18 protein-coding genes are annotated in these 14,117 nt (G+C 68.9%); 10 read left to right on the plus strand and 8 right to left on the minus strand.

Annotation, left to right across the window (positions count from 1 at the left end; translation table 11 throughout):
- Positions 1-28 precede the first annotated feature (28 nt).
- From P3W75_RS01515 to P3W75_RS01525, 3 genes are read right to left on the minus strand one after another with little or no spacing between them, the layout of a single operon-like run.
- Complete coding sequence (locus P3W75_RS01515) at positions 29-229, minus strand: DUF1289 domain-containing protein (protein ID WP_276225603.1); 201 nt, start codon at positions 227-229, stop codon at positions 29-31.
- Complete coding sequence (gene cyaY, locus P3W75_RS01520) at positions 207-542, minus strand: iron donor protein CyaY (protein ID WP_276225604.1); 336 nt, start codon at positions 540-542, stop codon at positions 207-209. Before cyaY ends, P3W75_RS01515 begins: the two co-directional genes overlap by 23 nt.
- Positions 543-551: 9 nt before the next feature.
- Positions 552-1,601, minus strand: a complete 1,050-nt coding sequence (locus P3W75_RS01525) for an AraC family transcriptional regulator (RefSeq protein ID WP_276225605.1) — start codon at positions 1,599-1,601, stop codon at positions 552-554.
- A gap of 128 nt (positions 1,602-1,729) precedes the next feature.
- Between P3W75_RS01525 and lptM the strand changes: the two genes are divergently transcribed.
- The 6 genes from lptM to P3W75_RS01555 are packed head-to-tail and all read left to right on the plus strand — an operon-like array spanning position 1,730 to position 6,353.
- The gene (lptM, locus tag P3W75_RS01530) at positions 1,730-1,870 is read left to right on the plus strand and encodes an LPS translocon maturation chaperone LptM (RefSeq protein WP_009614052.1); all 141 of its coding nucleotides are present in this window, start codon (positions 1,730-1,732) and stop codon (positions 1,868-1,870) included.
- 11 nt (positions 1,871-1,881) lie between these two features.
- Positions 1,882-3,129 (plus strand): diaminopimelate decarboxylase, encoded by a 1,248-nt coding sequence (gene lysA, locus P3W75_RS01535; RefSeq protein ID WP_276225606.1) that lies wholly within the window; start codon positions 1,882-1,884, stop codon positions 3,127-3,129.
- Positions 3,130-3,139: 10 nt separating this feature from the next.
- Entirely contained in the window at positions 3,140-3,970 is an 831-nt protein-coding gene (dapF, locus tag P3W75_RS01540) for a diaminopimelate epimerase (protein ID WP_276225607.1), read from the plus strand.
- Positions 3,971-3,981: 11 nt separating this feature from the next.
- Positions 3,982-4,683: a DUF484 family protein gene (locus P3W75_RS01545; protein WP_276225608.1), complete on the plus strand. Its 702-nt coding sequence runs from the start codon at positions 3,982-3,984 to the stop codon at positions 4,681-4,683.
- 60 nt (positions 4,684-4,743) lie between these two features.
- Entirely contained in the window at positions 4,744-5,664 is a 921-nt protein-coding gene (xerC, locus tag P3W75_RS01550) for a tyrosine recombinase XerC (RefSeq protein ID WP_276225609.1), read from the plus strand.
- Positions 5,661-6,353 carry an HAD family hydrolase gene (locus P3W75_RS01555; protein WP_276225610.1) on the plus strand — a complete coding sequence of 231 codons (693 nt, stop codon included), beginning with the start codon at positions 5,661-5,663 and terminating at the stop codon, positions 6,351-6,353. Before xerC ends, P3W75_RS01555 begins: the two co-directional genes overlap by 4 nt.
- Before the next feature lie 79 nt (positions 6,354-6,432).
- Here the strand turns inward: P3W75_RS01555 and sutA are convergent, their stop codons facing one another.
- From sutA to glnK, 4 genes are all read right to left on the minus strand, one after another.
- The gene (gene sutA / locus P3W75_RS01560; RefSeq protein WP_276225611.1) at positions 6,433-6,756 is read right to left on the minus strand and encodes a transcriptional regulator SutA; all 324 of its coding nucleotides are present in this window, start codon (positions 6,754-6,756) and stop codon (positions 6,433-6,435) included.
- A gap of 77 nt (positions 6,757-6,833) precedes the next feature.
- Positions 6,834-7,259, minus strand: coding sequence for a secondary thiamine-phosphate synthase enzyme YjbQ (locus tag P3W75_RS01565; RefSeq protein ID WP_276225612.1), 426 nt, complete (start codon positions 7,257-7,259; stop codon positions 6,834-6,836).
- Between the two features lie 100 nt (positions 7,260-7,359).
- Positions 7,360-8,694, minus strand: coding sequence for an ammonium transporter (locus P3W75_RS01570; protein ID WP_276225613.1), 1,335 nt, complete (start codon positions 8,692-8,694; stop codon positions 7,360-7,362).
- Positions 8,695-8,735: 41 nt separating this feature from the next.
- Complete coding sequence (glnK, locus tag P3W75_RS01575; RefSeq protein WP_003457590.1) at positions 8,736-9,074, minus strand: P-II family nitrogen regulator; 339 nt, start codon at positions 9,072-9,074, stop codon at positions 8,736-8,738.
- A gap of 423 nt (positions 9,075-9,497) precedes the next feature.
- Between glnK and P3W75_RS01580 the strand changes: the two genes are divergently transcribed.
- Positions 9,498-9,761: an accessory factor UbiK family protein gene (locus P3W75_RS01580; protein ID WP_276225614.1), complete on the plus strand. Its 264-nt coding sequence runs from the start codon at positions 9,498-9,500 to the stop codon at positions 9,759-9,761.
- Positions 9,762-9,797: 36 nt separating this feature from the next.
- The gene (locus P3W75_RS01585; protein ID WP_276225615.1) at positions 9,798-11,285 is read left to right on the plus strand and encodes a YifB family Mg chelatase-like AAA ATPase; all 1,488 of its coding nucleotides are present in this window, start codon (positions 9,798-9,800) and stop codon (positions 11,283-11,285) included.
- 3 nt (positions 11,286-11,288) lie between these two features.
- On the opposite strand, the gene P3W75_RS01590 is transcribed toward P3W75_RS01585, so the two are convergent.
- Complete coding sequence (locus tag P3W75_RS01590; protein ID WP_276225616.1) at positions 11,289-11,519, minus strand: DUF1127 domain-containing protein; 231 nt, start codon at positions 11,517-11,519, stop codon at positions 11,289-11,291.
- Between the two features lie 174 nt (positions 11,520-11,693).
- Between P3W75_RS01590 and P3W75_RS01595 the strand changes: the two genes are divergently transcribed.
- Positions 11,694-13,145 carry a PLP-dependent aminotransferase family protein gene (locus tag P3W75_RS01595; RefSeq protein ID WP_276225617.1) on the plus strand — a complete coding sequence of 484 codons (1,452 nt, stop codon included), beginning with the start codon at positions 11,694-11,696 and terminating at the stop codon, positions 13,143-13,145.
- 165 nt (positions 13,146-13,310) lie between these two features.
- Positions 13,311-14,114, plus strand: coding sequence for a TlpA disulfide reductase family protein (locus P3W75_RS01600; RefSeq protein ID WP_276225618.1), 804 nt, complete (start codon positions 13,311-13,313; stop codon positions 14,112-14,114).
- Positions 14,115-14,117 lie beyond the last annotated feature (3 nt).

Below are 14,117 nucleotides of genomic sequence, written 5' to 3' on the forward strand. Positions count from 1 at the left end.
AGTGCCGCGAATTAGCAAGACTGCCCAGTCAGGCCCCGGGCCACAGCGGCTTGCGGCGTTTCAGCGCAGCGTCGAGGATCTGCCGGCGACGTTCGCCGCCGGCTTCGTTCCACTCAAGGATCTCCGCCAGGCTGCGCCCGCACCCCATGCACACGTCCCGCTCATCCAGGCAGCAACGCCGGCAACAGGGCGAGGGAACGGGCGCCTCAGAGGCCGGGGAATTCGACATCCTCGCCCGCCTGTTCCAGGGCCACCCGGCTGAGCAGCGCGCCCAGCGGTTCGCGGGTGCTGTCGTTCAGCCACAGGCTGCCGGACTCGTCGAAGTCGAAATGGAAACCGCCCGAACGCGCCGCCACCCACAGCTGGCGCAGCGCCGGCTGACGGCTGAGGATCAGCTGGGTGCCGTTCTCGAAGCGCACGGTGAGCACGCCGCCGGAATTCTCCAGGTCCAGGTCCAGATCGCTGTCATCGAAGGCGTCTTCCACCGTGGTCTGCACCTCATCGACCAGGTCATGGAAACGGGCTTCGCTCATGCTGCTCATGCATCGTCCTCAAGAATCTGCCAAAGGCTGCAGTGTACGCCGGTATTCGCCAAGACTCTGCCCCGTCCAGCGACGGAACGCCCGCGCCAGCGAGCCGGCCTCGCTGAAGCCGACCAGGCTGGCGACGTCGGCCAGTTCCAGCGCCGGGTCGCGCAGGTGGTGCAGCACCAGCTGCTGGCGGGTCTCGTCCACCAGGCGGCTGAACGACAGGCCGCTGTCGCGCAGGCGGCGCTGCAGGGTGCGCGGGCTCAGGGCCAGCTCCGCGGCCAGCGCCTCCAGGTCGATGGCCTGCTCCGGCAGGCGCTCGGCCAGGCGCCGGCGCGCCCGTTCGAGCACCCCGTCGCCACGCCGGATGGCCTCCAGCAGGCGCCCGGCGTAGGCGTCGAGGGTGCGCTGGATCTGGCTGTCGGCCTGTTCCAGGGGCAGGTTCAGCAGGCGCCGGGGAAACACCAGGGCGTTGTCGGCCTGGTTGAACAGCACCGGGCAACGGAAGATGCGCTGGTGTTCGCGGGTGTCGTCCGGCGCCGGGTGGCGGAAGCGCACTTCCACCGGGGGCTGCTGCTGGCCGCTGATCCAGTGGCCGAAGCGCAGCCAGCAGGCCAGGGTTTCCTCCGCCAGCTGGCGCGGCAGGCGCGGCAGCAGCGGGTCCCAGCTGTGCCGCACGAGCGGTTCATGGCCGGCGCGCGGCGGCTCGTCGGCCAGTTCGACGCGGCCCAGGCTGCCGACCAGCTCGGCGTAGCGCGCCTGGCGGTGCAGGGCGTCGCCCAGGGTCGCGCAGCTCATCAGCAGGTAGCCGAGCACGCCGAAGTGCCCGGGGCGCACGCCTTCGCCCAGGTGCAGGCCGAGGTCGGCGTCGCCGCTGAGCTCCAGGCCCAGCTGCAGCAGGTCGACGTAGACGCTGGCGGCGATGCGCGCCTCGCGCTGGGCGAGGATCGCCGGGTCGAGCTGGACGCCGGCGAGCAACCGCCGCGGCGCCACGCCACGGCGTTCGAGGTGGTCAACCAGGCCCTGCACGTAGGCGATGGCGATGGAACCGGCGAGTGGGGCGGGGGCTTGCATGAGTCCTCCGATTTTTCCTTCAGATGCTACCCGGAAGGCCCGCCGGGCGGGAGTCCGCTTGCATAGGCAAGGCGCCGGGGGGTCGGTATACTCCGGCTCAATCACGCTTTGATTACAAGGATTCCGCCATGAAGCGACTGCTTCTTCCCTTCGTCGCGCTCGCCGTGCTCAGCGCCGCGCTCGCCGGTTGCGGCCAGAAAGGCCCGCTGTACCTGCCGGATGACCAGCAAGCCCAAAGCAAGCACAGCAAGGACCGCTACGGTCTGTAAGGGAGCAGCACATGGAGGCATTCAACGTCCGCGACGGGCAGCTGTTCGCGGAAGGCGTCGCGCTGTCGGCGCTCGCCGAGCGCTTCGGCACCCCCACCTACGTCTACTCGCGCGCTCACATCGAGCAGCAGTTCCGTTCCTACACCGACGCCCTGCAAGGCATGCCGCACCTGGTGTGCTTCGCGGTCAAGGCGAACTCCAACCTGGCCGTGCTGAACGTCCTGGCACGCCTGGGCTCGGGTTTCGACATCGTCTCCCGCGGTGAACTGGAACGCGTCCTGGCCGCCGGCGGCGACCCGGCCAAGGTGGTGTTCTCCGGCGTCGGCAAGTCCCGCGAGGACATGCGCCGCGCCCTGGAAGTCGGCGTGCACTGCTTCAACGTCGAATCCGCCGTGGAACTCGAGCGCCTGCAGGACGTGGCCGCGCAGCTCGGCGTGAAGGCGCCGGTCTCGCTGCGGGTAAACCCGGACGTGGACGCGCAGACCCACCCGTACATCTCCACCGGTCTGAAAGAGAACAAGTTCGGCGTCGACATCGACGCGGCCGAGGCCATCTACGCCCGCGCCGCCGAGCTGCCGAACCTGGACGTGAAGGGCGTGGACTGCCACATCGGCTCGCAGCTGACCCAGCTGGAGCCCTTCCTCGACGCCCTCGACCGCCTGCTGGCGCTGATCGACCGCCTGGCCGCGCGCGGCATCGCCATCCGCCACCTGGACCTGGGCGGCGGCCTCGGCGTGCGCTACCGCGACGAAACCCCGCCGCCGGCCAGCGACTACATCCGCGCCATCCGCGAGCGCCTGGGCAGCCGCCAGCTGACCCTGGTGTTCGAGCCGGGCCGTTACATCGTGGCCAACGCCGGCCTGCTGCTGACCCGCGTGGAGTACCTCAAGCACACCGCGCACAAGGACTTCGCCATCATCGACGCGGCGATGAACGACCTGATCCGCCCGGCCCTGTACCAGGCCTGGATGGACGTCACCCCGGTGCAGGCGCGCGCCGGCGAGAAGCGCAACTACGACCTGGTCGGGCCGATCTGCGAAACCGGCGACTTCCTCGCCAAGGACCGCGAGCTGGTCCTGGAGGAAGGCGACCTGCTGGCCGTGCGTTCGGCCGGCGCCTATGGTTTCGTCATGAGCTCCAACTACAACACCCGCGGCCGCGCCGCCGAGGTGCTGGTGGATGGCGAGCGGGCCTTCGAGGTGCGCCGCCGCGAGACCGTCCAGGAGCTTTACGCCGGCGAAAGCCTGCTGCCGGAGTGAGGCCGAGACCATGCTGCTGCGTTTCACCAAGATGCACGGGCTGGGCAATGACTTCATGGTCCTCGACCTGGTCAGCCAGCACGCCCACGTGCTGCCCCGCCACGTCAAGAGCTGGGGCGACCGCAACACCGGCGTCGGCTTCGACCAGCTGCTGATCGTCGAGCCGCCGGGCAGCCCCGACGTCGACTTCCGCTACCGCATCTTCAACGCCGACGGCAGCGAAGTGGAGCAGTGCGGCAACGGCGCGCGCTGCTTCGCCCGCTTCGTGCTGGACAAGCGCCTGACGGTGAAGAAATCCATCCGTGTCGAGACCAAGGGCGGAATCATCGAGCTCAACGTCGCCAACGACGGCCAGGTCACCGTGGACATGGGCGCGCCGCGCCTGGACCCGCTACAGGTGCCGTTCCAGGCCGACGCCGAGGCGCTGAGCTACCGCCTCGAGGTCGACGGGCAGAGCGTCGAGCTGGCCGCCATCTCCATGGGCAACCCGCACGGCGTGCTGCGCGTGGACGACGTCGACAGCGCCCCGGTGCGCACCCTCGGCCCGCAGCTGGAAGTGCACCCGCGCTTCCCGGCCAAGGCCAACATCGGCTTCCTCCAGGTGGTCGACGCCAACCATGCGCGCCTGCGCGTGTGGGAACGCGGGGTCGGCGAGACCCTGGCCTGCGGCACCGGCGCCTGCGCCGCCGCCGTGGCCGGCATCCGCCAGGGCTGGCTGAGTTCGCCGGTGGCCATCGACCTGCCCGGCGGGCGCCTGAACATCGAGTGGGCAGGCCCCGGCCAGCCGGTTATGATGACCGGGCCCGCCGTGCGTGTGTACGAAGGCCAGGTCCGCCTATAACCGAGACGCCCATGACCGAGAACAGCCCGGAAAACCGCCCGCCGCTGGATGCCGAACAGGTCGCCGAGTACCTGCGCCAGCATCCGGAATTCTTCGTCGAGCATGACGAGCTGATCCCGGAGATGCGTATCCCCCACGAGAGCGGCAGCGCCGTCTCGCTGGTGGAACGCCAGGTGCGCCTGCTGCGCGAGCGCAACATCGAGATGCGCCACCGCCTGGCGCAGCTGATGGATGTGGCCCGCGACAACGACCGGCTGTTCGACAAGACCCGCCGGCTGGTGCTCGACCTGCTCGACGCCACCAGCCTGGAAGACGTGGTCAGCACCGTGGAAGACAGCCTGCGCCACGAATTCCAGGTGCCCTTCGTCAGCCTGATCCTGTTCAGCGACAACAACCTGCCGGTGGGTCGCTCGGTGAGCAGCGCGGAAGCGCACCAGGCCATCGGCGGCCTGCTCTCCGGCGGCAAGACCGTCTGCGGCGTGCTGCGCCCCCACGAGCTGACCTTCCTGTTCGGCGAAGCCGAGCGCGACGGCGTCGGCTCGGCGGCGGTGGTCTCGCTGACCTACCAGGGCCTGCACGGCGTACTGGCGATCGGCAGCCCGGACCCGCAACACTACAAGAGCACCCTCGGCACCCTGTTCCTCGGCTACGTCGCCGAGGTCCTGGCCCGCGTCCTGCCGCGCTTCTCCACGCCGCTGCGTTCGGTACGCTGACGGCGGCAAGCCTCTGGCGGCAAGCGCGGGCAGACGAGCCTTCCACCTGGAGCTTGCAGTTTGACGCTTGCAGTTGATCTCGACGCCTACCTCGAACACCTGCGCAGCGAACGCCAGGTGTCCGCCCACACCCTCGCCGGCTACCAGCGCGACCTGCTCAAGGTCGTCGCCCTCTGCGACAAGCACGGTATCGCCGCCTGGGCCGACCTGCAGGTGCGCGAGCTGCGCGCCCAGGTCGCCCGCCTGCACGCCCAGGGCCTGTCCAGCCGCAGCCTGGCGCGGCTGCTCTCGGCGGTGCGCGGGCTCTACCAGTACCTGATCCGCGAAGGCCGCTGCCGGCACAACCCGGCCGACGGCCTGTCCGCGCCCAAGGCCGCGCGCAAGCTGCCGCGCACCCTCGACGCCGACCGCGCCGGCCAGTTGCTCGACGGCGCCCTGGAGGACGACTTCATCGCCCGCCGCGACCAGGCCATGCTGGAGCTGTTCTATTCCTCCGGCCTGCGCCTGTCCGAGTTGGTCGGCCTGGACCTCGACGGCCTCGACCTGTCCGCCGCGCTGGTACGCGTGCACGGCAAGGGCAACAAGGTCCGCGAGCTGCCGGTAGGCCGTGCCGCGCGCCAGGCCATCGAGGAATGGCTGCCGCTGCGCGAGCAGGCCCGCCCGGCCGACCGCGCGCTGTTCGTCGGCCACAGCGGCAAGCGCCTGACCCCGCGCGCCGTGCAGCTGCGCGTACGCCAGGCCGGCGTGCGCGAACTGGGCCAGCACCTGCATCCGCACATGCTGCGGCATTCCTTCGCCAGCCATATCCTGGAATCCTCCCAGGACCTGCGCGCGGTGCAGGAGCTGCTCGGCCACGCCGACATCGCCACCACGCAGATCTATACCCACCTGGACTTCCAGCACCTGGCCAAGGTCTACGACCAGGCCCACCCCCGCGCCCGACGCGGCAAACGAGACAGCGATACAGGAGCCGAGGAATGAGCATCCGGCTGGTCACCTTCGACCTCGACGACACCCTGTGGGACGTCGCCCCGGTCATGAACAGCGCCGAGGCCACCCTGCGCGAATGGCTGGCGGTGAACGCCGCGCAACTGGGCCCGGTACCCATCGAACACCTGTGGGCGATCCGCGCGCGACTGATGCAGGTGGACCCGATGCTCAGGCACCGCCTGAGCGAACTGCGCCGGCGCATCCTCCTGCACGCCCTGCTCGACGCCGATTACCCGCAGGCGCAAGCCGAGGAGCTGGCCGAGGCCGGCTTCCAGGTGTTCCTGCAGGCGCGCCACCAGGTCAGCCTGTTCCCCGAGGTGCACCCGACCCTAGAGGCCCTGGCCAACCGCTTCATCCTCGGCGTGCTCACCAACGGCAACGCCGACGTGCGCCGCCTGGGCCTGGCCGACTACTTCCAGTTCGCCCTGTGCGCGGAAGAGCTGGGTATCGGCAAGCCCGACCCGAAGCCCTTCCAGGAAGCGCTCAGGCGCGCCGGCGTGGCCCCGCAGCAGGCGGTGCACATCGGCGACCATCCCAGCGACGACATCGCCGGCGCGCGCCGCGCGGGCCTGCAGGCGATCTGGTTCAACCCGGCTCGCAAAACCTGGGAAGGCGAGGAAGCGCCCAGCGCGATCATCCACAGCCTGGCCGAGCTGCCGGCGGTGCTGGCGCGCCTGTAGGCGCCCGCCAGGCGGCGCAGGCAAGAAAAAGCCCGCCGCTCCCCTTCCGGGGAGGGCGGGCTTTTCCACGACATCGCCCTTAGATGGGGCGGCTGCCGTACTTGCTGTCGGGCTTCTTCGGCGGGTCGGCGACCACGTTGGGCTCGATTTCCTGCACCTTGCCGCCGCGAGAGAGGAAATCCTCCATCGCCTTGGCCAGGGCATCGCGCTCCTTGTTCTTGGCCGCCACCGAAGGCAGCTCCTCTTCCTCTACGGCAGCCTTGGCTTTCTTGCCGCCAGAGGAAGCAGCAGGGGCCTCGTCGGCGTCGCCATCGGCTTCGCCATCGTCAGCCGCGGCCAGCTCCTCGCCGTCGTCCTCGTCGCCAGCTTCCAGCTCGTCTTGTTCCAGTTCTTCGTCGCTCATTGCTCAACCTCGTGGTGCTGCAAAGCAGGTTAGTTATAGCCCAGCTGCGCGCTTTGACGAACGCCGCCGGAAAAAATTCACGGAGCCTCACCCTGCAGGGTCGCCAGCACCTTGCGCGGCCCGCCGTGATCGCGGTGCTCGCCCAGGTAAACGCCCTGCCAGGTGCCCAGCGCCAGGCGTCCGGCGCTGACCGGCAGGGTCAGCTGGCAGCCCAGCAGGCTGGCCTTGAAGTGCGCGGGCAAATCGTCCGGCCCCTCGTAATCATGTTCATAGCCACCCTCGCCCTGCGGTACCAGACGATCGAAGAATCGCTCGAAGTCCCGCCGCACCGAGGGGTCGGCATTCTCGTTCAGCGTCAGCGACGCCGACGTGTGCTGCAACAGCAGGTGCAGCAAGCCGATCCGGCAACGCGCCAGCTCCGGTAGCGCCGCCAGCAACTCATCGGTGACCAGGTGGAAACCGCGCGACCGGGGTCGCAGGGTGATCAAAGTCTGCTGCCACATGGCGGGCCTCCGATTGGCTACCGATGCGGGCGCATTCTAGCGAAAGGCGGGAAAAAACAAAGGGCGCCCGAGGGCGCCCTTCGTCGAACTCGCGCGAACCTTACAGGTTGTAGCCGCGCTCGTTGTGCAGGGCCAGGTCCAGACCCACGGTTTCCTCTTCCTCGCTGACGCGCAGGCCGATGACCATGTCCAGCACCTTGAGGATGATGAAGCTGACGATGCCGGTGTAGACGATGGTGAAGGCCACGCCCTTGAACTGGATGAACAGCTGGGCGCCGATGTCGGTGACGGTGCCGAAGCCACCCAGGGCCGGAGCGGCGAACACGCCGGTCAGCAGGGCGCCGACGATGCCGCCGACGGCGTGCACGCCGAAGGCGTCCAGGGAGTCGTCGTAGCCGATGGCGCGCTTGAGGGTGGTGGCGGCGAAGAAGCAGATCACGCCAGCGGCCAGGCCGAGGATGATCGCGCCCATCGGGCCGCAGGTGCCGGCGGCCGGGGTCACGGCTACCAGGCCGGCGACGACGCCGGAGGCGATGCCCAGGGCGCTCGGCTTACCGTGAGCGATCCACTCGGCGAACATCCAGCCCAGGGCGGCGGCGGCGGTGGCGATCTGGGTCACCAGCATGGCCATGCCGGCGGTGCCGTTGGCGGCGGCGGCGGAACCGGCGTTGAAGCCGAACCAGCCCACCCACAGCAGGGCAGCGCCAACCAGGGTGTAGCCCAGGTTGTGCGGAGCCATGGCGGCAGTCGGGTAGCCCTTGCGCTTGCCCATCACCAGGCAGGCCACCAGGCCGGCGACACCGGCGTTGATGTGCACCACGGTGCCACCGGCGAAGTCCAGCACGCCCCAGTCCCACAGCAGGCCGCCGTCACCGCTCCAGACCATGTGCGCGATCGGTGCGTAGACCAGGGTGAACCACAGCGCGGTGAAGATCAGCAGCGCGGAGAATTTCATGCGCTCGGCGAAGGCACCGACGATCAGCGCCGGGGTGATGATCGCGAAGGTCATCTGGAACATCACGAAGACGCTTTCCGGGAACAGCGCGGCGGCGGAGGTCAGGCCGGTGCTGGTCAGGCCGCTGAGGAAGGCCTTGTCGAAGCCGCCGACGAAGGAGGCGAAGTTGATCACGCCCTTTTCCATGCCGACGGTGTCGAAGGCCATGCTGTAGCCGTAGACGACCCAGAGGATGCTGACCAGCGCGGTGATCGCGAAGCACTGCATCATGATCGACAGGACGTTCTTGGCGCGCACCATGCCGCCGTAGAACAGGGCCAGGCCGGGAATGGTCATCATCAGCACCAGGGCGCTGGAAATCAGCATCCAGGCGGTGTCACCGCTGTTCAGGACCGGAGCCGCGGCCTCGTCGGCCATGGCCAGAGCGGGCATTGCGAGGGGCAATAGGGCGCCGAGCCCTGCGAACTTGCGCAGAGTCATTTTTGTTTCTCCTGGGGCGTGGGGTTCGGTGTGGGCTTGGCTTAGATCGCGTCGGTGCCGGTTTCGCCGGTACGGATACGAATGGCCTGTTCCAGATTTACGACAAAGATCTTGCCGTCACCGATCTTCCCGGTGTTGGCGGCCTTGGTGATGGCTTCGATAACACGATCCAGCTGGTCATCGGCGATGGCGACGTCGATCTTCACCTTGGGCAGGAAATCGACGACGTATTCCGCGCCACGGTACAGCTCGGTGTGACCCTTCTGCCGGCCGAAGCCCTTGACTTCGGTCACAGTGATGCCCTGCACGCCGATCTCGGACAGCGACTCGCGCACGTCGTCCAGCTTGAACGGCTTGATGATGGCTGTGACTAGCTTCATGTAACTCTCTCCCGTGTTTTGGTGGACCCGCCCCAGGAAGAACGAACCCGGAGACAAGTCTAAGCGCAGTGTCTGGCTTTTGTAATGCGCCGGCCGCCCTACCTCAGCACTCCGACTTCCTTCAGCCGCTTCCGCGAAGCGCTCGTCAGCTCCGCCAGCAGCACCGGACCTGCATCGGTGCACGCCATGCAAGCCCCAAAGCAGGAACCTTGCCAGCTCGCCGAAAACCCCGGTTATTCAGCCGTTTAGCGAAAAACCGCGACGTCCAGGGGATGGCCGCGTGCCATATGCCGCACCAGAACCGGGCAGTCATCCCGGTGCGCCTGCGCAAAAAGCGTGCAACGAATCGGCTCGGGCAGCGCCCTCCAGAGGCTCGGGCCCACGTGGTAGACTGCCGCCCCAGTTCATTCGGAAATCGCCGCCATGCTGCCGCCCAAAGCCTTCCTCGACGCCCTCGGCCAACAGGCCAGCCGCCTTTTCGGCGGTGAATCGCCGCTGCCCCGCGCCGAGCTGGAAGCGCAGTTCAAGGTCTTGCTGCAGAGCGCCTTCGGCAAGCTCGACCTGGTCAGCCGCGACGAATTCGACAGCCAGATGGTGGTGCTCGCCCGCACCCGCGCGCGCCTCGAGGCGCTGGAAGCCAAGGTCGCCGAAATGGAGGCCAAACTCACGCCGCCCGAGGCCGAATAAGCCCGCAGCGGGCGGCATGCGCTCAAGGAGAGAGGCATGTCCCTGGCGATCGTCCACAGCCGCGCCCAGGTCGGCGTGGAAGCCCCCGGCGTCACCGTCGAGGCGCACCTGGCCAACGGCCTGCCGTCGCTGACCCTGGTCGGCCTGCCGGAAACCGCGGTCAAGGAAAGCAAGGACCGCGTGCGCAGCGCCATCCTCAACTCGGGCTTCGAATTCCCCGCCCGGCGCATCACCCTCAACCTCGCCCCGGCCGACCTGCCCAAGGACGGCGGACGCTTCGACCTGGCCATCGCCCTGGGCATCCTGGCCGCAGGCAACCAGGTGCCCGGCGCCAACCTGGACGACCTCGAATGCCTCGGTGAACTGGCCCTTTCCGGCGCCCTGAGGCCCGTTCAGGGTGTGCTTCCTGCAGCCTTGGCGGCACGCGCGGCGGGAAGAAGTCTGGTAGTGCCGAGGGAAAACGCCGAAGAAGCCAGCCTGGCCAGCGGCCTGACGATCTACGCCATCGGCCACCTGCTGGAACTGGCCGCACACCTGAGCGGGCAGACCCCCCTGGCGCCCTACCAGGCCCGGGGCCTGCTGCGCGAGACGCCGCCCTACCCCGACCTCGCCGAAGTGCAGGGCCAGGCGGCGGCCAAGCGCGCCCTGCTGGTCGCCGCCGCTGGCTCGCACAACCTGTTGCTGAGCGGCCCCCCGGGCACCGGCAAGACCCTGCTGGCCAGCCGCCTGCCCGGCTTGTTGCCGCCGCTGAGCGAAGACGAAGCCTTACACGTGGCGGCCATCCACTCGGTGGCCGGGAGCGGCCCGCTGACCCACTGGCCGCAGCGCCCGTTCCGCCAGCCGCACCATAGCGCCTCGGCCGCCGCCCTGGTGGGTGGCGGCAGCCGACCGCAGCCGGGGGAGATCACCCTGGCCCACGCCGGCGTGCTGTTCCTCGACGAGCTGCCGGAATTCGATCGCAAGGTACTCGAGGTGCTGCGCGAGCCCCTGGAAAGCGGGGAAATCGTCATCGCCCGGGCCAACGGCCGGGTCCGCTTCCCGGCGCGCTTCCAGCTGGTGGCGGCGATGAACCCCTGCCCCTGCGGCTACCTGGGCGACCCCAGCGGGCGCTGCCGCTGCACGCCGGAGCAGATCCAGCGCTACCGCAACAAGCTCTCCGGCCCACTGCTGGACCGTATCGACCTGCACCTGACCGTGGGCCGCGAAAGCACCCGGCTGGCGCCGCAAGGCAGCAGCCTCGGCAGCGCCGAAGTCGCCGCGCAGGTCGCCGACGCCCGCGCGCGGCAACTGAAACGCCAGGGCTGCGCGAACGCCGTCCTCGACCTCAAGTCAATGCACCAAAACTGTGCACTGAGTTCCCAGGACCAGACCTGGCTGGAATCCGCCGGCGAGCGCCTGGACCTCTCCCTGCGCGCCCTGCACCGCGTGCTCAAGGTCGCCCGTACCCTGGCCGACCTGGAAGGTGCGGAACACATCGCCCGCCCGCAGCTGGCCGAAGCCCTGCAATACCGCGCCGGTCACTGAGCTTCAGCAGCGCCAGAACGGACGCATCGCCTCGATGCGCGCCTGTTCGCGGCTGATGCCGATATCGCGCAACTGCTCGTCGCTGAGTTCCAGCAACTGCCTGCGGGTGCGCACCCGCCGCCAGAACTGCTGCCAGCGGCTTTCCCGCGGGCCGCGCGGCGCCACGCGGGCGCCGTCGATGCCGAGCAGTTCCTGCTGGTACAAGGTCAGGCGTACATCGGTCAAACCGTTCATTGGGCAACTCCTCCTCCAAGCCTGGGGATAGAGTGGCGAACGGACGGTTTTCATTACAGATTCAAAGAATCCATATTTCCTCCATACAGACAGGCGAAAAAACCAACTGAATGGCGTATTTTGGCCAGATCTGTACTGGTCAGCGCCGCGATGTCGCGGCACGGGGCATCTGTGATGAAGCGATACGCACAACTGGCCGCCACCCTGGGCGAGCGCATCGAGCAGGGGCTGTACCGCCCCGGCGACCGTCTGCCCTCGGTACGCGCACTGAGCGAGGAGCACGGCGTCAGCATCAGCACCGTGCAACAGGCCTATCGCGTGCTGGAGGACGCCGGGCTGGTGGAGCCACGGCCCAAGTCTGGCTTCTTCGTTCCCGAACGCCGCCCGTTGCCGGCCATGCCACCGATGACCCGACCGGCGCAACGCCCGGTGGATGTCTCGCAGTGGGACCAGGTGCTGGAACAGGTGCGCCGGGCCCCCGGCGGCGACTTCGTCCAGCTCGGCCGCGGCACCCCGGACATCGCCAGCCCCTCGCTCAAGCCGCTGCAACGCGCCATGGCCAACGCGGCGCGCCGCACCGACCTGCAGAGCCTGGGCTACGAGGGCATCCAGGGCTCGCTGCCCCTGCGCGAGCAGATTTCCCGGCTGATGCTGGATTCCGGCTGCCAGGTGCCGCCCAGCGAGATCATCGTTACCACCGGCTGCCAGGAGGCCCTGGCCGTCACCCTGCGCGCCATCTGCCAGCCGGGCGATATCGTCGCCATCGACTCGCCGAGCTTCCACGGTGCCATGCAGGCGCTCAAGGCCCACGGCCTGAAGGCGCTGGAGATTCCCACCGACCCGCTCAACGGCGTCAGTCTGGAAGCCCTGGAGCTGGCCATGGAGCAGTGGCCGGTGAAGCTGATCCTGCTCACCCCCAACTGCAACAACCCGCTGGGCTACATCATGCCGGACGCCCGCAAGCGCGCCCTGCTCAGCCTGGCGCAGCGCTACGACGTGCCGATCCTCGAGGACGACGTCTACGGCGAGCTGGCCTACGCCTACCCGCGGCCACGCAGTATCAAGTCGTTCGATACCGACGACCGCGTGCTGCTCGCCAGCTCGTTCTCCAAGACGGTGGCGCCCGGGCTGCGCACCGGCTGGGTGGTGCCGGGGCGCTACCTGGAGCGCATCCTCCACTTCAAGTACATCGCCAGCGGCACCTGCGCGCCACAGCCGCAGATGGCCCTGGCCGAGTTCGTCGGCGGCGGCCATTACGAGCCGCACATCCGCCGCATGCGCGCGCAATATCAACGTCACCGCGACCTGATGACCGAGTGGGTGCGCCGCTATTTCCCCGAAGGCGCGCTGGTCAGCCGGCCCCAGGGCGGCTTCATGCTCTGGGTGGAGCTGGAAGCGCAGTTCGACAGCGTGCGCCTGAACCAGGCGCTGCTGGCCGAGCGCGTCCAGGTGGCGGCCGGCAGCATCTTTTCCGCCTCCGGCAAGTACCGCAACTGCCTGCGCATGAATTACTCCAGCCGCGACCTGCCGCGCATCGAGGAAGCCGTGCGCAAGGTCGGCGCCTGCGCCACGCGGCTGGTGGAGGCGTTGCACGCCGAGGCCATGGACGATATCGCCTTGGCTTGAGCACCTCCTTGCCCCCGTAGGAGCGCGCCACGCGCGCGATTCGCGGGCATGGCCCACTCCTACAAGCTACCGGGGAGTGCTGGGGTCGAAACATTTATCCACAGCACGCTTCCCGCCCGGCCGCGCCGGGCTGCGATACTCGGCGCCTGCCTCCCGGAGCCCATCATGACCAGCCTGATTCTCGGCCCCTTCGCCATCCCCATGCCGCAAGCCCTGCTGATGCTGGGCTTCATCTGCGCCCTGTTCGCCGGCTGGCTGGCCGCACGCAAGCACGGCGGCAACCCGGAAGGCACGCTGTTCGCCATGCTCCTGGCCGGGCTGTTGGCGGCACGCCTGGGGTTCGCCGCGCGCTACGCCGAGCAATACGCCGCCATGCCCTGGAGCCTGCTGGATATCCGCGACGGCGGCTTCCTGATGCTCCCCGGCGTACTCGCGGCGGCCACCGTCGGCGCCTGGCTGGCCTGGCGCCGCACGGGCCCGCGCCGGCCGCTGGTCATCGCCCTGGTGAGCGGCCTGTGCGTGTGGGGAGGCGCCAGCGCGGTGGTCGCCGCCCTGGACCGCAGCCAACAGCTGCCGGCGGTGGCGTTGACCGACCTGCAAGGCCGCCCGGTCGATCTCCAGCGCCTGGACGGCCGCCCGCTGGTGGTCAACCTCTGGGCCTCCTGGTGCCCGCCCTGCCGCCGCGAAATGCCGGTGCTGGAGGCGGCCCGGCAGGCCCGGACGGATGTGCGCTTCGTGCTGGTCAACCAGGGCGAGTCGGCCGAAGCCGTGGCCAGCTTCCTCGCCAGCCAGGGCCTGCAGCCCGCCGAAGTGCTGCTCGACAGCGGCAACCGCCTCGGCCAGGCCACCGGCTCGTACGGCATGCCGACCACGCTCTTCTATGCCGCGGACGGCAAGCTGCGCCACAGCCACATGGGCGAACTGTCGGCCGCCAGCCTGGAGCGTGGCCTGGAACAGCTGCAGCCCTGACGC

The sequence above is a fragment of the Pseudomonas citronellolis genome, from assembly GCF_029335315.1.
Classification (GTDB): domain Bacteria; phylum Pseudomonadota; class Gammaproteobacteria; order Pseudomonadales; family Pseudomonadaceae; genus Pseudomonas; species Pseudomonas citronellolis_A.

Coding starts and splice junctions, on each gene's coding strand:
- P3W75_RS01555 (WP_276225610.1), top strand. CDS start 5,661: ATGAGCATCCGGCTGGTCACCTTCGACCTCGACGACACCCTGTGGGAC.
- P3W75_RS01585 (WP_276225615.1), top strand. CDS start 9,798: ATGTCCCTGGCGATCGTCCACAGCCGCGCCCAGGTCGGCGTGGAAGCC.
- lptM (WP_009614052.1), top strand. CDS start 1,730: ATGAAGCGACTGCTTCTTCCCTTCGTCGCGCTCGCCGTGCTCAGCGCC.
- sutA (WP_276225611.1), bottom strand. CDS start 6,756: ATGAGCGACGAAGAACTGGAACAAGACGAGCTGGAAGCTGGCGACGAG.
- P3W75_RS01525 (WP_276225605.1), bottom strand. CDS start 1,601: ATGCAAGCCCCCGCCCCACTCGCCGGTTCCATCGCCATCGCCTACGTG.
- P3W75_RS01580 (WP_276225614.1), top strand. CDS start 9,498: ATGCTGCCGCCCAAAGCCTTCCTCGACGCCCTCGGCCAACAGGCCAGC.
- P3W75_RS01545 (WP_276225608.1), top strand. CDS start 3,982: ATGACCGAGAACAGCCCGGAAAACCGCCCGCCGCTGGATGCCGAACAG.
- glnK (WP_003457590.1), bottom strand. CDS start 9,074: ATGAAGCTAGTCACAGCCATCATCAAGCCGTTCAAGCTGGACGACGTG.
- cyaY (WP_276225604.1), bottom strand. CDS start 542: ATGAGCAGCATGAGCGAAGCCCGTTTCCATGACCTGGTCGATGAGGTG.
- dapF (WP_276225607.1), top strand. CDS start 3,140: ATGCTGCTGCGTTTCACCAAGATGCACGGGCTGGGCAATGACTTCATG.
- P3W75_RS01600 (WP_276225618.1), top strand. CDS start 13,311: ATGACCAGCCTGATTCTCGGCCCCTTCGCCATCCCCATGCCGCAAGCC.
- P3W75_RS01590 (WP_276225616.1), bottom strand. CDS start 11,519: ATGAACGGTTTGACCGATGTACGCCTGACCTTGTACCAGCAGGAACTG.
- P3W75_RS01515 (WP_276225603.1), bottom strand. CDS start 229: ATGTCGAATTCCCCGGCCTCTGAGGCGCCCGTTCCCTCGCCCTGTTGC.
- P3W75_RS01595 (WP_276225617.1), top strand. CDS start 11,694: ATGAAGCGATACGCACAACTGGCCGCCACCCTGGGCGAGCGCATCGAG.
- P3W75_RS01565 (WP_276225612.1), bottom strand. CDS start 7,259: ATGTGGCAGCAGACTTTGATCACCCTGCGACCCCGGTCGCGCGGTTTC.
- lysA (WP_276225606.1), top strand. CDS start 1,882: ATGGAGGCATTCAACGTCCGCGACGGGCAGCTGTTCGCGGAAGGCGTC.
- P3W75_RS01570 (WP_276225613.1), bottom strand. CDS start 8,694: ATGACTCTGCGCAAGTTCGCAGGGCTCGGCGCCCTATTGCCCCTCGCA.